Genomic DNA, 19,081 nt, shown 5'->3' with positions numbered 1-19,081 from the left:
TACAATGAAAAAACCATCTGAGTAAAAAATTGCTACAGTGAGGGGGAATAATGAATAAGAGAGCGTTGAAGAGATTATTAACTGTAAGTGCTGTTTCTTTTTCTTGCTTATGGTTATCCACAGAAGTGTTGAATAAAGTATGGGTGCAAATCCGCACAGAAATAGAAATTTCTGCCTATATCCAACGGTTAAAGGGTAAAGATTCAACCTTTCGCTACCTTGCTGCTTCTGCTTTGGAGAGAATAGGAAAGGAAGCTGTTCCTGCTTTGATAGCAGCTTTAAAGGATGATGATCAAGACGTTCGCTCCAGTGCTGCTTCTGCTTTGGAAAGAATAGGAAAGGAAGCTGTTCCTGCTTTGATAGCAGCTTTAAAGGATAAAGATCAAAACGTTCGCTCCAGTGCTGCTTCCGCTTTGGAGAGAATAGGAAAGGAAGCTGTTTCTGCTTTGATAGCAGCTTTAAAGGATAAAGATCAAAACGTTCGCTATCGTGCTGCTTCTGCTTTGCGGAGCATAGGAAAGGAAGCTGTTCCTGCTTTGATAGCAGCTTTAAAGGATAAAGATCAAAACGTTCGCTATCGTGCTGCTTCTGCTTTGGGGAGCATAGGAAAGGAAGCTGTTCCTGCTTTGATAGCAGCTTTAAAGGATAAAGATCAAAACGTTCGCGTTCGCTCCATTGCTGCTTCTGCTTTCGAGAGAATAGGAAAGGAAGCTGTTCCTGCTTTGATAGCAGCTTTGAAGGATAATGATGAAATAGTTCGCTACCTTGCTGCTTCTGCTTTGGAGAGAATAGGAGGCGAAGCTGTTCCTGCTTTGATAGCAGCTTTAAAGGATAAAGATCAAAACGTTCGCTCCATTACTGCTTCCGCTTTGGGGAGATATACTTTGGGGAACATAACTGCTTTGGGAAGCATAGGAAAGGAAGCTGTTCCTGTTTTGATAGCAGCTTTAAAGGATAAAGATCAAAACGTTCGCTCCATTGCTGCTTCTGCTTTGGGGAGCATAGGAAAGGAAGCTGTTCCTGCTTTGATAGTAGCTTTAAAGGATGATGATCAAGACGTTCAATCCAGTGCTGCTAATGCTTTGGGGAGCATAGGAAAGGAAGCTGTTCCTGCTTTGATAGCAGCTTTGAAGGATAAAGATCAAAACGTTCGCTCTGGCGCTGCATCTGCTTTGGGGAGCATAAGAGAAGAAGCGAAAGCGGCTGTTCCTGCTTTGATAGTAGCTTTAAAGGATGATGATCAAAACGTTCGCTCTGCTGCTGCTTTTGCTTTAGGGAGCATAGGAAAGGAAGCTGTTCCTGCTTTGATAGCAGCTTTGAAGGATAATAATGATGCAATGGTTCGCTCTGGCGCTGCGTCTGCTTTGGGGAGGATAGGAAAGGAAGCGAAAGCGGCTGTTCCTGCTTTGATAGTAGCTTTAAAGGATGATGATCAAAACGTTCGCTCTGGCGCTGCATCTGCTTTGGGGAGCATAAGAGAAGAAGCGAAAGCGGCTGTTCCTGCTTTGATAGTAGCTTTAAAGGATGATGATCAAAACGTTCGCTCTGCTGCTGCTTTTGCTTTAGGGAGCATAGGAAAGGAAGCTGTTCCTGCTTTGATAGCAGCTTTGAAGGATAATAATGATGCAATGGTTCGCTCTGGCGCTGCGTCTGCTTTGGGGAGGATAGGAAAAGAGGCTGTTCCTGTTTTGATAGCAGCTTTGAAGGATAAAGATCAAAACGTTCGCTCTGGCGCTGCGTCTGCTTTGGGGAGCATAAGAGAAGAAGCGAAAGCGGCTGTTCCTGCTTTGATAATAGCTTTAAAGGATAATGATCAAGAGGTTCGCTCCAGTGCTGCTTATGCTTTAAGGGGAATAGGAAAGGAAGCAAAAGCGGCTGTTCCTGCTTTGATAATAGCCTTAAAGGATAATGATCAAGAGGTTCGCTCCAGTGCTGCTCATGCTTTGTCGGGGATAAGAGAAGAAGCGAAAGCGGCTGTTCCTGCTTTGATAATAGCTTTAAAGGATAATGATCAAGAGGTTCGCTCCAGTGCTGCTTATGCTTTGGGGGGAATAGGAAAGGAAGCAAAAGCGGCTGTTCCTGCTTTGATAATAGCCTTAAAGGATAATAATCAAGACATTCGCTCCAGTGCTGCTCATGCTTCGGGGGGAATAGGAAAGAAAGCGAAACGACGGATATCTACTCTTGTTTTGAGGGGGATGTTCGGGGATAATAATGAGTGGGTTCGCCTCAGTGCTGCTTATGCTTTGGGGGGAATAGGAAAGGAAGCGAAAGCGGCTGTTCCTGCTTTGATAGTAGCTTTAAAGGATCATGATAAATGGGTTCGCTACTATGCTACTAAAGCTTTGGGGGGAATAGGAAAGGAAGCAAAAGCGGCTGTTCCTGCTTTGATAGTAGCTTTGCAGGATCATGATCAAGAGGTTCGCCTCAGTGCTGCTTATGCTTTGGGGGGAATAGGAAAGGAAGCGAAAGCGGCCGTTCCTGCTTTGATAGTAGCTTTAAAGGATAATGATGATAAAGACTTTCGCTATCCTAAGGTTCGCTATGGTGCTGCTTCTGCTTTGGAGAGAATAGGAAAGGAAGCTGTTCCTGCTTTGATAGCAGCTTTAAAGGATTATGATCAAAACGTTCGCTCCATTGCTGCTTCTGCTTTAAGGAACATAGGAAAGGAAGCTGTTCCTGCTTTGATAGCAGCTTTAAAGGATGATGATAATGATCAAAACGTTCGCTCCATTGCTGCTTATGCTTTGGGGAGCATAGGAAAGGAAGCTGTTCCTGCTTTGATAGCAGCTTTAAAGGATGATGATCAAAACGTTCGCTCCAGTGCTGCTTCTGCTTTAGGGAACATAGGAAAGGAAGCGAAAGCGGCCATTCCTGCTTTGATAGTAGCTTTAAAGGATAATGATAATGATCAAAACGTTCGCTCCATTGCTGCTTATGCTTTGGGGAGCATAGGAAAGGAAGCTGTTCCTGCTTTGATAGCAACTTTGAAGGATCATGATAAAGACGTTCGCTCCGCTGCTGCTTTTGCTTTAGGGAACATAGGAAAGGAAGCAAATGCGGCTGTTCCTGCTTTGATAGTAGCTTTGCTGGATAATGATCAACAGGTTCGCTACTATGCTACTCAAGCTTTGAGGAGCATAGAAAAGAAATGAACTAAAAAGTAAGATCCCCGACTTCTTTTTTGATGATGTCAATAACTAATTAATGATAGAAGTCGGGGATTTAGTTTCTGTGGCTGAATACTGACGTTTAATCACCAATTATGGCTAAATTATAACTTGTGAATTTTGGCTAGATCAAAATAGTTTAAATCATTAAATATGGGGAAAATTGGAAAAAATTATAAATCAAGCTCTTGAATACAAGCGTATACTCAATATTCTTAAACTTGACTTTATCTCAACCTAGTGTAATACTGTCACTATATTTTTAGTGGGTAGCTTAATTCAAATTCATCAAAACTGAATTTGGAGCGGAGGAACCAAGTATTTGGGGCTAATCTTATGAGAGACACCTTCCAGTCTTAGCCCGTCAGCTAACTCCGTCAGCAATGGAAGGAACTCCCAAAATCTTGGCTGTAATACCAGTTATGATTGGGTCTTCCTTAATAAATTCTAGATTTTAGATTACAGATAAATCTAAAATTTAAAATTGTCATCCCCGCTTCTCATTGGTCAATTGTTTCAAGGGAGAGAAGTTAAAACTGTGAAAATTAAACCAATATTGGCACGTTTACAAAGTGCTATCGGTCGTGATGACCTAATTGAACAAATGGTTTTACTGCCAGGAACTCAAAAATCATGTTCTAAAAAAGGTTCAAAGGCGAAATCAGCTAATCTAATTGTTGCTTATAATGGTTCTCCTCAAAGTCATACAGCCTTAGATATTGCTTTTTGGATTGCCCACCAAACGACTTTAGCTACTAACTATCAAGTTACAGTTCAAGCTGTTTATGTAGTAGAAGAAAACTTGAATCATCAGTCTCTTGATATCTTCAAAGTTCCTGAAAATCAAGCTCAATTAGAATATCAATTGGGGAATATATCAAAGTCAGTTGCATTGGGATTAAATCGCTCAAAAGGAACAGCAATTTTACCGCAGTTAGCAAGAGAATCTAGAACTTCTCTCCAGGAAGCAGATAGAATTATTTGGCAAGCAAAAACTCTCGCTGAAGAATGGCAAGGTTCATTTAGTTCTCATCTGCGCTTTGGTAATGTTGCTAAAGAACTTAAAAAAGTTGTCCAATTAGAAACCGCTGATATTCTGTTTTTAGGCTGCAAATCTACGGATCATCCCATGATTGAAACATTAGGTAAAAATTTCCCTTGTGCAGTGTTAGGTATTCCCCATTGTCTTGATAAATAAGTAGGTTGGCGTTAAAAATTTTCGTTATGACAAGGGAACAGGGAACAGGGAACAGGTTTTGGGCAACTTTACTTTTCGTTACTTATGTCGGTTTTTTTCCGTTCACTTACTTAATCTCTTTTTTTAATGACTGGGAATTAAATTGAAATTATGAAAAAGTCACTTATACTTTAAGTGGCTTTTTTATCAATTCCTAACTTAAATTTGTCGCGGTAAATCAGTACAGGGCGTAAATCTGAATTTATGAAAATACTTGTCCTCAATGCCGGTTCTAGCAGCCAAAAGAGTTGTCTGTATGACATGACAACCACAATTCCTCCTCTAGCACCCCAACCCCTCTGGGAAGGGAAAATCAACTGGACTCAAGACAAAAATCAGGCGGAAATTACAGTTAAAACGGCTATCGGTGCAACTCTACAAGAAACTATTGTCAGTGATTCCCCGCAGGTACAATTTGCTTATTTGTTGTCTACTCTCATACATGGTGCAACTCAGGTAATTGATGATTTATCAGTGATTGATGTGGTAGGACATCGGGTAGTACATGGTGGTCAAGAGTACAAAGAATCTGTAATAATTACTGAAGATGTCAAACAGGCGATCGCTCGTTTATGTAATCTAGCACCAGCACACAATCCAGCCGCTTTGGCAGGTATTGAAGCTATGGAAAAAAGTTTGGGGAATATTCCTCAAGTGGCAGTTTTTGATACTGGATTTCATAGCACCTTACCAGATGCAGCCGCCATCTATCCAATCCCATATAATTTCGCAGAAAAAGGTATTCGCCGTTACGGCTTTCATGGCATTAGTCATCAGTATTGTGCTAATCGGGCTGCGGAAATTATTGGTCAAGATTTACCATCTCTGCGGATAATTACTTGTCATTTAGGTAATGGTTGTTCTTTAGCTGCCATCAAAAATGGTTGCAGTATTGATACAACCATGGGATTTACCCCCCTAGATGGTTTAATGATGGGTAGCCGCAGTGGTTCAATTGATCCAGGTATTTTAATTTATTTATGGCAACAGTATAATTACTCCAGTGAAGAATTAGATAATATGTTAAATAAACTTTCAGGATTACGAGGTATTTCTGGAATATCAAGTGATTTAAGGGATGTGATAGCCGCCAAAGAACAAGGTAATAAACGCGCCCAATTGGCTTGGGATATGTACGTACATCGCCTCCGGTCTGGTATCGGCGCGATGCTGGCTAGTTTAGCAGGACTAGATGTATTAGTTTTTACTGCTGGAGTAGGAGAAAAATCCGCAGAAATACGTTTAGCTGCTTGTGAACCCTGGGGATTTTTGGGACTGAAAATTGATTTAGAGAAAAATCAACAACAACCTATTGATATTGATATTGCTACATTTGACTCAACGGTGCGAGTTTTAGTTATAGAAACTCAAGAAGATTGGGCAATAGCGCAACAATGTTACAAATTGCTGCAATAAGCTGCAATAATATGACAATGGCACTAAGCCAGACGGTACAAACAGAATTAGATTACCAGAAAAAAATTGATGGGTTAGTGGTCAGTGGTGATTGGCCTTTCTTTGTCTGGTGGAGAATGATTACAATAGAAGTCCCACTATTCTGAAATTTTAGACTTGTGGAGGATAGAAGATCATTTGTAGCATGACAAAAGGACTATTTTGAGATATCTTAAGATAAGTTAACATAATTATCATAATGTCCTCTTCCTTAGAGAAGCTACGTATAAGCAGCAAACAAGTACAGGAGAAACAACATCGGTGAATAATAAAAAATGGAGAAATACGGGGCTGTACGCGCTCCTTTTTATAGTTGTCATTGCGCTAGGAACAGCATTTTTTGACAAACAACCTCAAAACAGAGAGACATGGCGCTACAGTCAGTTTATCCAAGAAGTTGAACGGGGTAGGGTTGAGAGAGTTAGTTTGAGTTCCGACCGCTCTACAGCCCTGGTAACACCCAAATATGACGAAAAGAAAAAGATCGTTACTTTAGTTAATGACCCTGATTTAATCAATACCCTCACAGCTAAAGGTGTTGATATTTCCGTACTACCTCAAGCAGACGAGGGATTTTGGTTTAAGGCTCTCAGCAGCTTATTCTTCCCTGTGTTGCTGCTAGTTGGTCTATTTTTCCTCCTCCGTCGCGCTCAAGGCGGTCCTGGTAGCCAGGCCATGAACTTTGGTAAATCTAAAGCCAGAGTGCAAATGGAACCCCAAACTCAAGTTACCTTTGGAGACGTGGCGGGTATTGACCAAGCCAAATTAGAACTAAACGAAGTTGTAGACTTTTTAAAGAATGCTGATCGCTTTACCGCCATTGGTGCGAAAATCCCCAAAGGTGTACTTTTAGTTGGACCTCCTGGTACTGGTAAAACCCTCCTCGCGCGGGCTGTAGCTGGAGAAGCTGGTGTTCCTTTCTTCTCAATTTCCGGTTCGGAATTTGTGGAAATGTTTGTGGGTGTGGGTGCTTCCCGTGTCCGTGATTTATTTGAACAAGCGAAAACTAATGCTCCTTGTATCGTCTTTATTGATGAAATTGACGCGGTAGGTCGTCAACGGGGCGCTGGTTTAGGTGGTGGTAATGACGAACGGGAACAAACCCTCAACCAGTTACTAACGGAAATGGATGGTTTTGAAGGTAACACTGGCATTATTATTATTGCTGCTACCAACCGTCCTGACGTATTAGACGCAGCTTTATTACGTCCCGGTCGTTTTGACCGTCAAGTAGTCGTAGACCGTCCTGACTACGCGGGAAGAAGCGAAATATTGAGAGTTCATGCCCGTGGTAAAACTTTATCTAAAGATGTAGACTTGGATAAAATCGCCCGTCGGACTCCTGGCTTTACTGGTGCTGATTTATCTAATTTACTCAATGAAGCCGCAATTTTAGCCGCTCGTCGGAATTTAACTGAAATTTCGATGGATGAAATTAATGATGCTATTGACCGCGTATTAGCAGGTCCTGAAAAGAAAGACCGGGTAATGAGCGAAAAGCGCAAAACCTTAGTAGCATACCATGAAGCAGGTCACGCCTTAGTCGGTGCTTTAATGCCTGACTATGACCCTGTCCAAAAGATTAGCATTATCCCTCGTGGTCGTGCTGGTGGTTTGACTTGGTTTACTCCTAGTGAAGACCGCATGGACACTGGTTTATATAGCCGTGCGTATCTGGAAAATCAAATGGCCGTGGCTTTAGGTGGTCGTCTCGCTGAAGAAATTATCTTTGGTGAGGAGGAAGTGACGACAGGTGCTTCTAATGATTTACAGCAAGTGGCCAGAGTAGCTAAACAAATGATAACTCGCTTTGGCATGAGCGATCGCTTGGGTCCAGTAGCCCTTGGTCGTCAACAAGGAAATATGTTCCTGGGTCGAGATATTATGTCTGAGCGCGATTTCTCGGAAGAAACTGCTGCTGCTATTGATGAAGAAGTGCGGAAGTTAGTAGATACTGCTTACAGTCGAGCTAAGGAAGTTTTACTCGATAACCGCAAGGTTTTAGATGAAATTGCTCAAATGCTAATTGAAAAGGAAACCGTAGACGCTGAGGAATTACAAGCAATTCTTGGTAATAACGATGTGAAAATGGCTGCTTTTGCGTAATTTTTCCTAAACTTTTTAAAAGGGTAATTCTGGTTTTTCTGGAATTACTCTTTTTCTTGTTCTCTTTTGCGAATTGCTAATCTATAGAACTCATATTTGATTCTTGAAAAAAATTAGGTATTGTAGGGTGCGTCATACTGCATAAATTCTCTCAATCAACAGATTTGTAATATCTGACGCACCCTAAGTATCTTTTCATAAATCAAATATTATTCCCATAGCATAATAAGTACCTAACAGCCGTTTTTGTTACCTTAATTCAACGTAATCAGTAAAACTATATGAAATTAGACTTTATAGAATATTGTCAAGATAAAGATTTGCCAAGTGAGTGGTGTTTAAATGGTTGTCAATTAGGTAATGTAAACTTGATTGTTGGCAAAAATGCTTCTGGCAAATCGAGAATGCTTAGAAGTATTAAATTTTTATCAGATTTTCTATCTGGTGAAGAAAAGCTCAGTAGACTTGATGGTAGGTTAAGAGAGTGGAAACTAACTTTTGATTCTCATAACGGAGACAATAAAAAAGTCTACATATTGAAAGTTGAGAATAGTCTAGTAATTGAAGAAAGTTACACTATTGGATCTAAATTTTATCTCATGAGAGATAAATCAGGTGAAGGCAAAATTTGGGCTAAACAATTAGAAAAAGAAATTGATTTTCAAACACCTACTAATGAAGTCGCAGCTTTCCATCGAAGAGATTCTATCCAGCATCCTTTTTTTGAAGAAGTTTACACTTGGGCAAATTTATTGAGGTATTACGAATTTGGAACAGATTTAGGCAGAAGTAGTCTTGATGCAATTAATACCGAAAGCGTTGCGATAATCAAAAAAAATATAGACTTCAACAATAAAAATCATGTAATTCGCATATTCAAATTAGGAGAAAAAGAGTTAGGAGAAAGTTTTATTGAATCTATCAAATCAGATATGTTATTTGTTGGTTACAGAATAGATGAAATTGGTACAAAAACGCCATCAACTTCGATTTTTCAAGAAGATAAATCCTATTTACCAGAGGTAAAACTGCAATATCTTTATGTTCAAGAAAGTGATTTAAAAGATGAAACTGAACAATCAATAATATCTCAAGGGATGTTTAGAGTATTATCTTTAATTATTCAAATAAACTACTCACTATTAGCTAAAAAGCCTAGTTGTATCTTAATAGATGATATTGGGGAAGGACTAGATTTTGAAAGGTCATCAGCAATGATTAAATTACTGGTTAATAAAGCAAAAACTGGTTTAGTTCAGTTAATTATGACCACTAATGATAGATTTATTATGAATGGTGTTCCTTTGGAATGTTGGTCAGTAATTGAGAGACAACCAGGATTAGCTAAACTTCATAACATACATAATTCAAAAGAAATATTTGATGATTTTAAATTTACTGGATTAAACAATTTTGACTTTTTTGCAACTCAATTCTATATAGAGGGGTTTGGTAATGAGGAGAATATAGAACAGTGAAAAAATTAGCTATTTTTGTGGAGGGTAAAACGGAACAAATTTTTGTCCAAAAGTTGCTAAAAGAAATTGCTGGCCAATTACATATTTCTAGAGAAATTAAATATAGAGAAAATAGTAACTCGGCTCAAGTAATAATGAAAGATACTGTTACTTCTGCAACAAAATTTTATGTTTTAATTTATAATTCATGCAATGATGAAACTGTTGTGTCAGATATGAGAGAACTATATAATTCTTTATCTATAGAAGGATATGAGAGAATAATAGGACTAAGAGATGTTTATCCAATACCTATAGCTGAAACATCTAAACTGCAAAGAGGTTTAAATTATTCTTTACCAAAAGGATCAATTCCTATAAATATAGTGCTTGCTGTTATGGAAGTAGAAGCATGGTTTTTAGCAGAATATAATCATTTTATCAAAATAGATACCAGTTTAACACCAGATAAAATTCAAGAAATTTTTGGTTTTAATCCTAAGAGTGATGATATGGAACAAAGACCTCATCCTGCTGATGATATAAAACAGATTTATAACTATGTAGGTAAAGGTTATAACAAGAGTGAAAAACAACTCAATAGACTTGCATCTAATTTAGATTACGAGTTTCTATATATCCACCTTGCTAATAATGTTCCTAGTCTGGGAGAATTTATTGGGTATATTGACAAATTCATGATCTCTTAGGCAGTATGCTTAGTGGTGCGGAGAGTTGATTTCCTTTTATCCTATTTGCAAAACTAAAACTTCTTCTCCTGGAGTAACTAAGGTTTTTCTTACTGGTAAAATGGCTAAAGCATTAGTTTGAGCTAAATTAATTAAGTTCCCCGAATTTAAATTACCACTTGTTTGCTGAAACTCATAAATACCATCATTTAATTTTAAATTACCCCAAATATAAGTTTCCATTTTTCCGTTAGATTTTAATTCGCAATGAGATTTCACTTTGATAAATTTACTTTCCCAACCCTGATTAATTCCTGAAAGTTTTTTAATTGTCGGTTCTACAAATCTCCAAAATGTGACTAAAGCCGAAACAGGATTTCCTGGTAAACCAAAATAAAGAGAATTAGGAAATGTAGCAAATGTTAAAGGTTTTCCTGGACGCATTTGCACAGCACAAAAATGAATTTCTGCTCCTAAAGATGTTAATATATTAGCAATATAATCATAATCACCTACGGAAACTCCACCAGAAGAAATAACTATATCACTATTATTAATTGCATAATTGATAGTCTCTGTCAACGCGCTAGGATTATCCTTAATAATTCCTAATGTTAACACTTCTGCACCCAAATTACGTACTAAAGCTGCTAAAGCATATTGATTAGAATCTACTATTTGTCCGGGTTTTAGAGTTTGTTTTGGTGTTACTAACTCATCACCGCTAGAAAAAATCGCCACCCGTGGACGACGGAAAACACTGATTTTTGGTAATTGTGCTGCGGCTAAAATCGCAATTTCCGCTGCATTGAGGGTAATTCCCGCTGGTAAAAGTTCTGTTCCTGCTTGATAAAAGTCTCCTTGTTTTCTGACAAATTCTTGGGGTTGAGGTCTAGCAAAAATAAAAACTTGATTCTCCTGTAAATTAGTTTTTTCCTGCATAATTACAGTATCTGCACCTTTTGGGATTATTGCACCAGTGAAAATTCTGGCTGCTTGTCCTGGTTTAATAGTATTTTGAGGTTGATATCCTGCGGGAATCTCTTCGACAATTTCCAAAATTGTGGGATTTTCAGAAGTGGAATGTTTCACATCTTCATAACGTACAGCAAAACCATCCATTGCGGAATTGTCCCAATGAGGAAAATCTAAAGAACTAATTACAGGAGTTGCTAAAATTCGGTGAAATGCTGTCAATAAATCCACAACTTCCAGATCATTTTCTTGATTTAAAGGTTGGACATGATTGAAAATAATCGTTTCTGCATCTTTGACTGATAACATAGTAAATAAATCTGTTATTTGATTACTTTTGATAAATTAAAAATACCGAACCAATAGGACCTAAATTCTCGACATATATTTTATTATTATAAAACAATCCTGGAGACATTCCCCCATCAAATAACATTCCTTCCTGAATTGTCCCTAAACAGTTATTTCTAGCAATTCCTGTTAAAACATTATCAAATTGATTGGGTAGTAATTCTTGATTGTTAGCAGAAACTTGAATAATAGAATTAGCTTTCACATCATTGACTAGGAAAATTACAAAACCTTTACTGGTAATCGCAACTAAAGAACGATTAGTAGCACCTTGACAAGCAAATTTTCCTAAAGCTTGACAAATATCTTTGAATTTTCCTTGATTATAAAATCTCCCATTACCCCCCACTATATTATAATTGAGAATATTTGTTCCTCTTCTTCCAGTTCCCATGGTGGCTTGACGTTGTTGAGGATTTCCTGATGATATTCCAAAGGAAGAACGTCTATTTTTAAATACTCCTGAATATTCAACACCGCGAGAAATATTTAAACCTTGAGGTTGATTTTTTGGATCTATATAGTCAGCATTAATGGCTGCAATTGGTGATTTACCATTTAATTTAGAATTACTATCAGTGATAATTTCTCGAAACTGTTTTGGTACATATTCTCTGCGAAATCTTCCCCTAGAATCCTTAGCATAAATCTGATGATCTAAACCGACATTGACTTTAAAATCTAACTTGGGAGATTGAGGATTAAAAATAATTACATGATTAATCCCTTTTTTATATCTTTCTCCATTATTATTAGTCTGAAAAAACTCAATACCAAATTGAGGATTTTTACCAGGACAGTTAACAGACTTTTTCGCTTTTGAATTAGCTATGACACCCTCTGAACCTGATATTAAAGCCGCTGTTATTGTCGCAATAGATATTAAAAATAATTTATTTGTGTTCATATTAACTCTAGATAATTTAGTTATTATCTAATCATAAGCGATCGCTTTTTGGAAATACAGTGAAAGTATTCTTCTTTTAAATCAGATAAAGCATTAATATAACCGCTAATAAACACATAGGGTGAGCAATGCCCACCCTAAACAACTAGCCTATCACTTGTGCTGAATTCTGTTTATCCAACTTGAGCATCAACACACCCAAAGGAGGTAAACACAAATCTAAGGAATAAGGACGATTATGCAAAGACCAATCATCAGTCCACTTACCACCTAAGTTACCCATGTTACTACCGCCATACTGACGGGCATCACTATTGAACAACTCGGTATAAAAACCCTGTTCTGGAACACCTATGCGATAGTGGGAATGGGGTTGGGGAGTAAAATTACAAACCACAATGATAAAATCACTGGAATTTTTGTCACGACGGATAAAAGAAACTACACTATGGCTGTTATCAGTACAGTCAATCCACTCGAACCCTGCTTGGTCAAAATCTTGACTGTATAAAGCAGGTTCAGAACGGTAAAAATAGTTAAGAGACTGGAAAAAATCTTTTAACTGTCGGTGTGGTTCATACTGTAATAAATGCCACTCTAAATCAGCCCAAACATTCCACTCACTCCATTGTGCAAATTCCATGCTCATAAACATGGTTTTCTTACCAGGGTGAGCAAACATATAAGTAAATAAACAACGGATATTAGCTAACTTTTGCCATTGATCACCCGGCATTTTACCGATCATATTACTCTTGCCATGGACGATTTCATCGTGGGACAGAGCTAACATGAAATTCTCACTGTGGTTATACCACATACTAAAGGTAATGTTGTTTTGATGGAACTGACGAAACCACGGGTCCATACTGAAGTAATCCAGCATATCGTGCATCCAGCCCATATTCCACTTTAAGTTAAAACCCAATCCCCCTGTATAGGTAGGCCAGGATACCATTGGCCAAGATGTGGATTCTTCTGCAATGGACAGTACACCAGGATAATAACTAAACAGCAGGTGATTAACTTGACGTAAAAAATCCGCAGCTTCTAAATTTTCTCTACCACCGTATTCGTTGGGCAACCATTCCCCTGCTTTCCGGCAATAATCAAGGTAGAGCATGGAAGCAACAGCATCAACGCGAATGCCGTCAATGTGGTATTTATCAAACCAGAATAGGGCATTGGCCACCAAGAAATTACGGACTTCATGACGATTGTAGTTAAATACTAAAGTCCCCCATTCCTTATGTTCACCTTTGCGGGAATCAGCGTGTTCATACAAGTGACTACCATCAAAGAAGGCTAAACCATGACCATCTTTAGGGAAGTGACCAGGAACCCAGTCTACAATTACACCGATGCCATTTTTATGACATTCATCCACAAAATACATAAAGTCTTCGGGAGTACCAAAGCGGGATGTAGGCGCAAAGTAACCAGTTACTTGATAACCCCAAGAACCATCAAAAGGGTGTTCGGCAATGGGTAGAAGTTCTAAGTGGGTATATCCTAATTCCTTGACGTAGGGAATGAGTTTAGCTGCTAATTCCCGATAAGTCAGAAACCGGGCGCCGGTTTTTAGTTCGGAAACCACAACTACAGCTTCATTTTCCCCATTGGGTAATTTGGCTGGTTCAGCACTAGCAGCGTGTAACCAAGACCCTAAATGGACTTCGTACACGGAAATAGGTTGGCTGAGGGGGTCAGTATGTCGGCGCTTTTCTATCCAGTCTTCGTCATTCCAGGTGTAGGAATTTAAGTCTGTAACAATAGATGCTGTTTTCGGACGTGGTTCTTGCTGAAAACCGTAGGGATCAGATTTTTCGTAAATATGTCCTTCAAAATTTTTGATTTCGTATTTGTAATGTTCTCCTACACCGATTTCGGGAATAAATAATTCCCAAACCCCTGTGTGTCCTTTCCGCATTTGGTGTTTGCGTCCATCCCACAGGTTAAAATCTCCTAATACAGAGACGTTGCGGGCATTGGGTGCCCAAACCGCAAAATAAACGCCTTTAATACCATCTACTTCTGTAGTATGCGCTCCCAATTTCTCATAAATGCGGTGATGATTGCCTTCACTAAATAAATGCAGATCAAATTCTGTTAAGTGGGCAGAACGGAAGGCATAAGGATCATTCACAACCCGCTCATGTTCCCCTTCTTTAATCCGTAACTGATAATTTTTCAGTTCTGCGGTTTCAATGGTACATTCAAAAAAGTGAGGATCATGCACTGTGTCCATTGGGTATTCTTTCCGCTCTTCTGGAACTACCACCCATACAGCACTGGCATTTGGTAGGTATGCTCGCACTGCCCAAACAGTTTTACCATTTTGCTCGATGAGATGAGAACCCAGGATTTCAAACGGATCATGATGTTGATTGTGAACGATGCGATTAACCTGTTCAGGGGCGACCGTGGTTATGGACATGAAGCTACCTATGTGATATACGATGATTAGCTAAATCTACTTTTTATCTCTTTATATTCTCGCATCTTTAGTCATTAGTCATTAGTCATTGATTATTGATCATAAATATTACTTATTGTTTATCCCTTTTCTTCACTAAATATTTAAAAATGGGAAAATTTGTAATAATACCTTCCGTATTTGTAACAGAAAAAATTGATCGCGGATGGTAGCATTTAACCGTGGTGGCGGACTAATTTCCATTTGTGCTTCTAATTGGGCATATTCGGCCGGCGTAACCACTTTACCATCAATGGGCGATCGCGCTGCTAAAATAATTTCTGTTCGCAATATCTCCTCTGGTATATCTTCTTGTGGTGGTAATGCCATTACCGTTTGACCATAATGACCTACTAAAACGACCAAAACACTAGTAGTAACACTCAGAATAAAAAAAAGTATGGGTTTCATCTATCAAACCTTCCGAATCCTGCTTTAATTTCTAAAGTCCTGGTGGTAATGGTTCAGAGCATAATTGGTGGATATTGATAATGCGTGCAAAAACCTGCGGATATTGCTGACGATAATCAGGAATTAGTGCTAAAGGACTCAACAAAGCTGCTGCGGCAATATCAGCTATACTCAAACGGCCACCCACTAAATAATCGCTATTTTGCCAATACATAGATAATACTGACAAAGCATTGGCGAGTCTTTTTTGAGCTAATTCAACAGTAGTATCATTAATACCATATTGTTGTCTAACTATTTTAATCACCATTTGGCTAAATAGTGATGGGTCAATTGCTTTACCCTCACCAGCGCGAAATTGATAATATACAAACCTAGTAGCCGTACCTATGCTTTCATCTAACCAATCTTCTAACATCGCAGCTTGACTTTGCTCTGCTAAATCGGTTAAAAATAGAGGAGGTTCAGGTTGATAACTTTCTAAAAATTTGCAAATTTCCGTAGAGTCAGCAATAGCTTCAGGTTGTCCTATAATTTGGGGTAATAGAACAGGTAGCGTCGTTAACCCAGTTAACGACTTTACCTTCAAGATATGTAGCCCTGGGGTGAGATCTTCAGTTTGATAACTAATTCCCTTATAACCCAAGGCTAACCGAGCTTTGCGACAATAATGGGATGTACTAAATTGCAGTAGCAACATACATTGACATTATTCTGATTACTGGCAAAACCAACAAGAAGAACTTACTCTGGGCAAGAATTAAATCCAGCCCAGGAGTTAAGACTCACAATCCTATACTAAGGTTTTTTGGGAGTCGCTGTAGGAGATGTTGTCGCTGTGGGAGATGTTGTCGCTTTAGGGGTAGCACCACTATCTGCTGGTTCACCACCCGCTGTTGCTGCTGGAGAACTAGGAGTAGCGGTTGGTCCACCGCCACCTTCACAAGCTCCAAGCATGGTAGCAAGACTTAACATAAGAGCCAAACCAAAAACTTTTGTCTTCATAACTCCTCTTTCACCAATTGTGGGCATAAAATATTTCGCCTGTTGAATAAGATACCTTATTTATTGATTTTTTTTAACGGCTTTCTCATTACATATTTCAACCTATTATGTTTCGTAACACTTCTGTGGGTTATATGTAATACGAACTAATCGTAATTTTTGCCTTCCTCAAGGTTAGAATAGCTCCAACTTGATCTAGAAATGTAACTTTAGGCAAGATATCATCATCATCGAAGATAGAGTATTTACCATTAGAAAAATTATGGTTCTTGAACGTAAATCAGCCGTTTTGGCAAAAAATACTTGGTTCTGGCGCAACTCTCCTTTGTTAAATAGACGACGTTCTCGGAGTCTTGATAAAAAAATACAGAGTTCCTCCCGACTTGCTAGGGAAGCGACAGCACTCAAATCCCCCGTTACTCAGGATAGTTGGCTCAACTTTTCCGTATTTGGCAGAAATAATACAGCAATCCGAGAACGACGTAAAAAACCCATTGCTTATACCCAAGAGCAATCAAGTACCAGTTTACATGACATTAGTGATACTGGAACTATACCTGTATGGTTGCTACGTCTATATAAAGTCAATCGCTATTCGTCAGTTTTAGCATTTGTATTAGTGGTAGCGGCATTAATAGTTTATGGTTGGACAGTATATTCCCAAGAGCTTTGGAGTCAGTCTTACCGCAAATTTAAAAACCTACAACGTCATGAGCGACAGTTAAATACTGCTAATGCAACACTGACTAGCAAGATGGCACAAGAGGCAGAAAAGCCTGATACGGAATTGGTATCACCCACCTCTGAGAAAACAATTTTTTTACCACCGAAATTTAGTAATTATCCTCAGTCGTCATTATCAACTTCCCAACCAGACCCACAACCAGAACCTCCATCTCCACTGGGATATTAAAATAATTAATAATTGATACAGCATTGATGTAAAATCTGCTGTAATTGTCTATTGTTAATTGTTAATTATCAAACATAAGTTATGGCAATGCGAAAGCTATCAAGTCAAAAAAAATTCGGAAATTTACGTAATTTAGTATTCAGACGGGAACGAAAGTTCTTTAAACAACCCCCACCGGTAAATATTGCTCCGAAAATACCAGAAAACAGCCCCAACACCAAATTACGACTGTTAGCTGTATGGGGTGTGTTAATGATTGCTATGGTAGGGTTAGCATTGAACTTATATCAGCTACAAATTGTTCAGGGAAAAAAATTGACTCAGAGGGCGCGAAATCAGCAAATGGTCAATTTACGCCTGTACATTCCTCGTCGTCCAGTGGCAGATAGAAATAATAATGTGTTAGCTATTGACCGCCCCGTATATAATTTATATGCCCATCCCAAATTATTTGATTATTCTCAGGAGAAAATTGCCGAAAAAATAGGTCTGATTATTGGTAAAAATAAGGACGAACTAGTTAAAATATTCCAAAGTAAAAGTAGTGGTATTTTATTAGCTTCTGGTGTATCCGAGGAAATTTCTGATAAATTGATATCATTACGTTTAAATGGGTTTGAGTTTATTCAAAAATACTCCCGATTTTATCCCCAAGATGATTTGGCGGCAGATGTGATAGGCTATGTTAATCTTGACCGTCGTGGCCAAGCCGGTGTAGAATACAGTCAGGAGAAGTTGCTAGAACGCCCTGGACAAACGGTGCGAATGAGTAAGACTGGTAATGGGTCATTAATGCCAGATTACGCGACTCAGGGACTACTGCATTTTGATGATTTGAAACTGCAATTAACTATTGATAGCCGTCTACAACGGGCAGCGCGTACGGCTTTAAAACAACAGATGACTAAGTTTAAAGCCAAACGAGGTGCAGTAATTGTCATGGATGCACTTGATGGTTCTTTGCTGGCTTTGGTTTCTCAGCCTACTTATAATCCCAATGAGTATGCTAAGTCTGATATTTCCTTATTTAAAAACTGGACTGTAGCTGATCTTTATGAACCGGGATCAACATTTAAACCTGTAAATGTGGCGATCGCTTTAGAAAATGGTATCATTAAACCAGATGATATATTTGAAGATCCTGGTTCTATCCAAATTGGTACACATACTATCAAAAATGCCGAAAAAACTGGTTATCGTCAATTGACTATTCCTCAAATTTTACAAACTTCTAGTAATATTGGCATGGTAAGAATGATGCAACGATTAAAACCATCCATATACTACAATTGGCTAGAACGTTTAGGACTAGGACAAAAAGTTAAAACAGATTTACCTTTTGAAGTCAGCGGTCAATTAAAAAATCAAGAAAAATTTATCTCTTCAGCTATTGAACCAGCAACTACATCTTTTGGACAAGGCTTTTCTCTGACTCCCTTACAATTGGTACAACTGCACGGAGCATTAGCTAATGGTGGTAAATTAGTTACACCTCATGTAGTTCGAGGACTAATTGACAGTCAAGAACAGATACACTATTCAGTTAATCTCCCAGAACCAAGACAAGTTTTTTCACCCACAATTACTCATCATGTTGTAGAAATGATGGAAACAGTAATTAATGAAGGTTCTGGTAAAGCGGCGAGAATTTCAGGATATCGTATTGGTGGAAAAACGGGAACAGCCCAAAAAGCCAGTCCTAATGGTGGATATATTAAAGGTGCGCGAATTACTAGTTTTGTCGCTATTTTACCTGTGGAATCTCCCCGTTATGTGGTTTTTGCAATTGTAGACGAACCCAAGGGAGAAAATGCCTATGGTTCTACAGTAGCTGCACCCATTGCTAAAACTGTTATGGAAACACTAATTCCCATTGAAAAAATTCCCCCTAGCACCCTAGAGAAGAATTAAAAATGTAGTATTGCTAAT

At 38.5% G+C, this 19,081-nt stretch carries 14 protein-coding genes and 1 riboswitch; of the genes, 8 read left to right on the top strand and 6 right to left on the bottom strand.

All coding sequences use genetic code 11. The features are described 5' to 3' along the window. Positions 1-50: 50 nt before the first annotated feature. From H6F39_RS02980 to H6F39_RS02955, 6 genes are all read left to right on the top strand, one after another. Entirely contained in the window at positions 51-3,155 is a 3,105-nt protein-coding gene (locus tag H6F39_RS02980; RefSeq protein WP_190396189.1) for a HEAT repeat domain-containing protein, read from the top strand. 297 nt (positions 3,156-3,452) lie between these two features. After that, positions 3,453-3,565: riboswitch (cyclic di-AMP (ydaO/yuaA leader) on the top strand. A gap of 158 nt (positions 3,566-3,723) precedes the next feature. Then, positions 3,724-4,368: a universal stress protein gene (locus tag H6F39_RS02975; RefSeq protein WP_137908386.1), complete on the top strand. Its 645-nt coding sequence runs from the start codon at positions 3,724-3,726 to the stop codon at positions 4,366-4,368. 243 nt (positions 4,369-4,611) lie between these two features. Beyond that, positions 4,612-5,823: an acetate kinase gene (locus H6F39_RS02970; RefSeq protein ID WP_190372049.1), complete on the top strand. Its 1,212-nt coding sequence runs from the start codon at positions 4,612-4,614 to the stop codon at positions 5,821-5,823. Positions 5,824-6,123: 300 nt separating this feature from the next. Next, complete coding sequence (ftsH3, locus tag H6F39_RS02965) at positions 6,124-7,968, top strand: ATP-dependent zinc metalloprotease FtsH3 (protein ID WP_028090468.1); 1,845 nt, start codon at positions 6,124-6,126, stop codon at positions 7,966-7,968. 281 nt (positions 7,969-8,249) lie between these two features. Continuing rightward, the gene (locus tag H6F39_RS02960; protein ID WP_190396188.1) at positions 8,250-9,446 is read left to right on the top strand and encodes an AAA family ATPase; all 1,197 of its coding nucleotides are present in this window, start codon (positions 8,250-8,252) and stop codon (positions 9,444-9,446) included. Beyond that, positions 9,443-10,135 (top strand): DUF4276 family protein, encoded by a 693-nt coding sequence (locus H6F39_RS02955; RefSeq protein ID WP_190372048.1) that lies wholly within the window; start codon positions 9,443-9,445, stop codon positions 10,133-10,135. The genes H6F39_RS02960 and H6F39_RS02955 overlap by 4 nt, the downstream gene beginning before the upstream one ends. Positions 10,136-10,171: 36 nt before the next feature. Here H6F39_RS02955 and glp read toward each other — a convergent pair whose 3' ends face one another. The 6 genes from glp to H6F39_RS02925 all read right to left on the bottom strand — a co-directional run bounded on the left by glp (position 10,172) and on the right by H6F39_RS02925 (position 16,266). Then, on the bottom strand, positions 10,172-11,398 hold the full coding sequence (gene glp / locus H6F39_RS02950; protein WP_190396187.1) for a gephyrin-like molybdotransferase Glp: 1,227 nt from the start codon (positions 11,396-11,398) through the stop codon (positions 10,172-10,174). Between the two features lie 22 nt (positions 11,399-11,420). Continuing rightward, a complete protein-coding gene (locus H6F39_RS02945) occupies positions 11,421-12,347 on the bottom strand; it encodes a phosphodiester glycosidase family protein (protein ID WP_190396186.1) in 927 nt (308 codons plus the stop codon). Positions 12,348-12,492: 145 nt separating this feature from the next. Next, positions 12,493-14,784: a 1,4-alpha-glucan branching enzyme gene (gene glgB, locus H6F39_RS02940; RefSeq protein WP_190372045.1), complete on the bottom strand. Its 2,292-nt coding sequence runs from the start codon at positions 14,782-14,784 to the stop codon at positions 12,493-12,495. 135 nt (positions 14,785-14,919) lie between these two features. Then, positions 14,920-15,234, bottom strand: a complete 315-nt coding sequence (locus H6F39_RS02935; RefSeq protein ID WP_137908372.1) for a hypothetical protein — start codon at positions 15,232-15,234, stop codon at positions 14,920-14,922. A 31-nt stretch (positions 15,235-15,265) separates the two neighbouring features. Further along, positions 15,266-15,934 (bottom strand): glutathione S-transferase family protein, encoded by a 669-nt coding sequence (locus tag H6F39_RS02930; protein WP_137908373.1) that lies wholly within the window; start codon positions 15,932-15,934, stop codon positions 15,266-15,268. A gap of 98 nt (positions 15,935-16,032) precedes the next feature. Next, positions 16,033-16,266 carry a hypothetical protein gene (locus H6F39_RS02925; protein WP_370539359.1) on the bottom strand — a complete coding sequence of 78 codons (234 nt, stop codon included), beginning with the start codon at positions 16,264-16,266 and terminating at the stop codon, positions 16,033-16,035. 235 nt (positions 16,267-16,501) lie between these two features. Between H6F39_RS02925 and H6F39_RS02920 the strand changes: the two genes are divergently transcribed. Together H6F39_RS02920 and H6F39_RS02915 are read left to right on the top strand one after the other, a co-directional pair. Continuing rightward, positions 16,502-17,152, top strand: a complete 651-nt coding sequence (locus tag H6F39_RS02920; protein WP_137908375.1) for a hypothetical protein — start codon at positions 16,502-16,504, stop codon at positions 17,150-17,152. 87 nt (positions 17,153-17,239) lie between these two features. Then, the gene (locus tag H6F39_RS02915; protein ID WP_190396185.1) at positions 17,240-19,063 is read left to right on the top strand and encodes a penicillin-binding protein 2; all 1,824 of its coding nucleotides are present in this window, start codon (positions 17,240-17,242) and stop codon (positions 19,061-19,063) included. The last annotated feature ends 18 nt before the right edge of the window (positions 19,064-19,081 follow it).

Source organism: Dolichospermum sp. FACHB-1250, from assembly GCF_014696335.1.
GTDB classification, from domain to species: Bacteria; Cyanobacteriota; Cyanobacteriia; order Cyanobacteriales; family Nostocaceae; genus Dolichospermum; species Dolichospermum planctonicum.
Note: the sequence above shows the minus strand (reverse complement) of the source record. Positions and strands in the feature narration are given on the sequence as shown.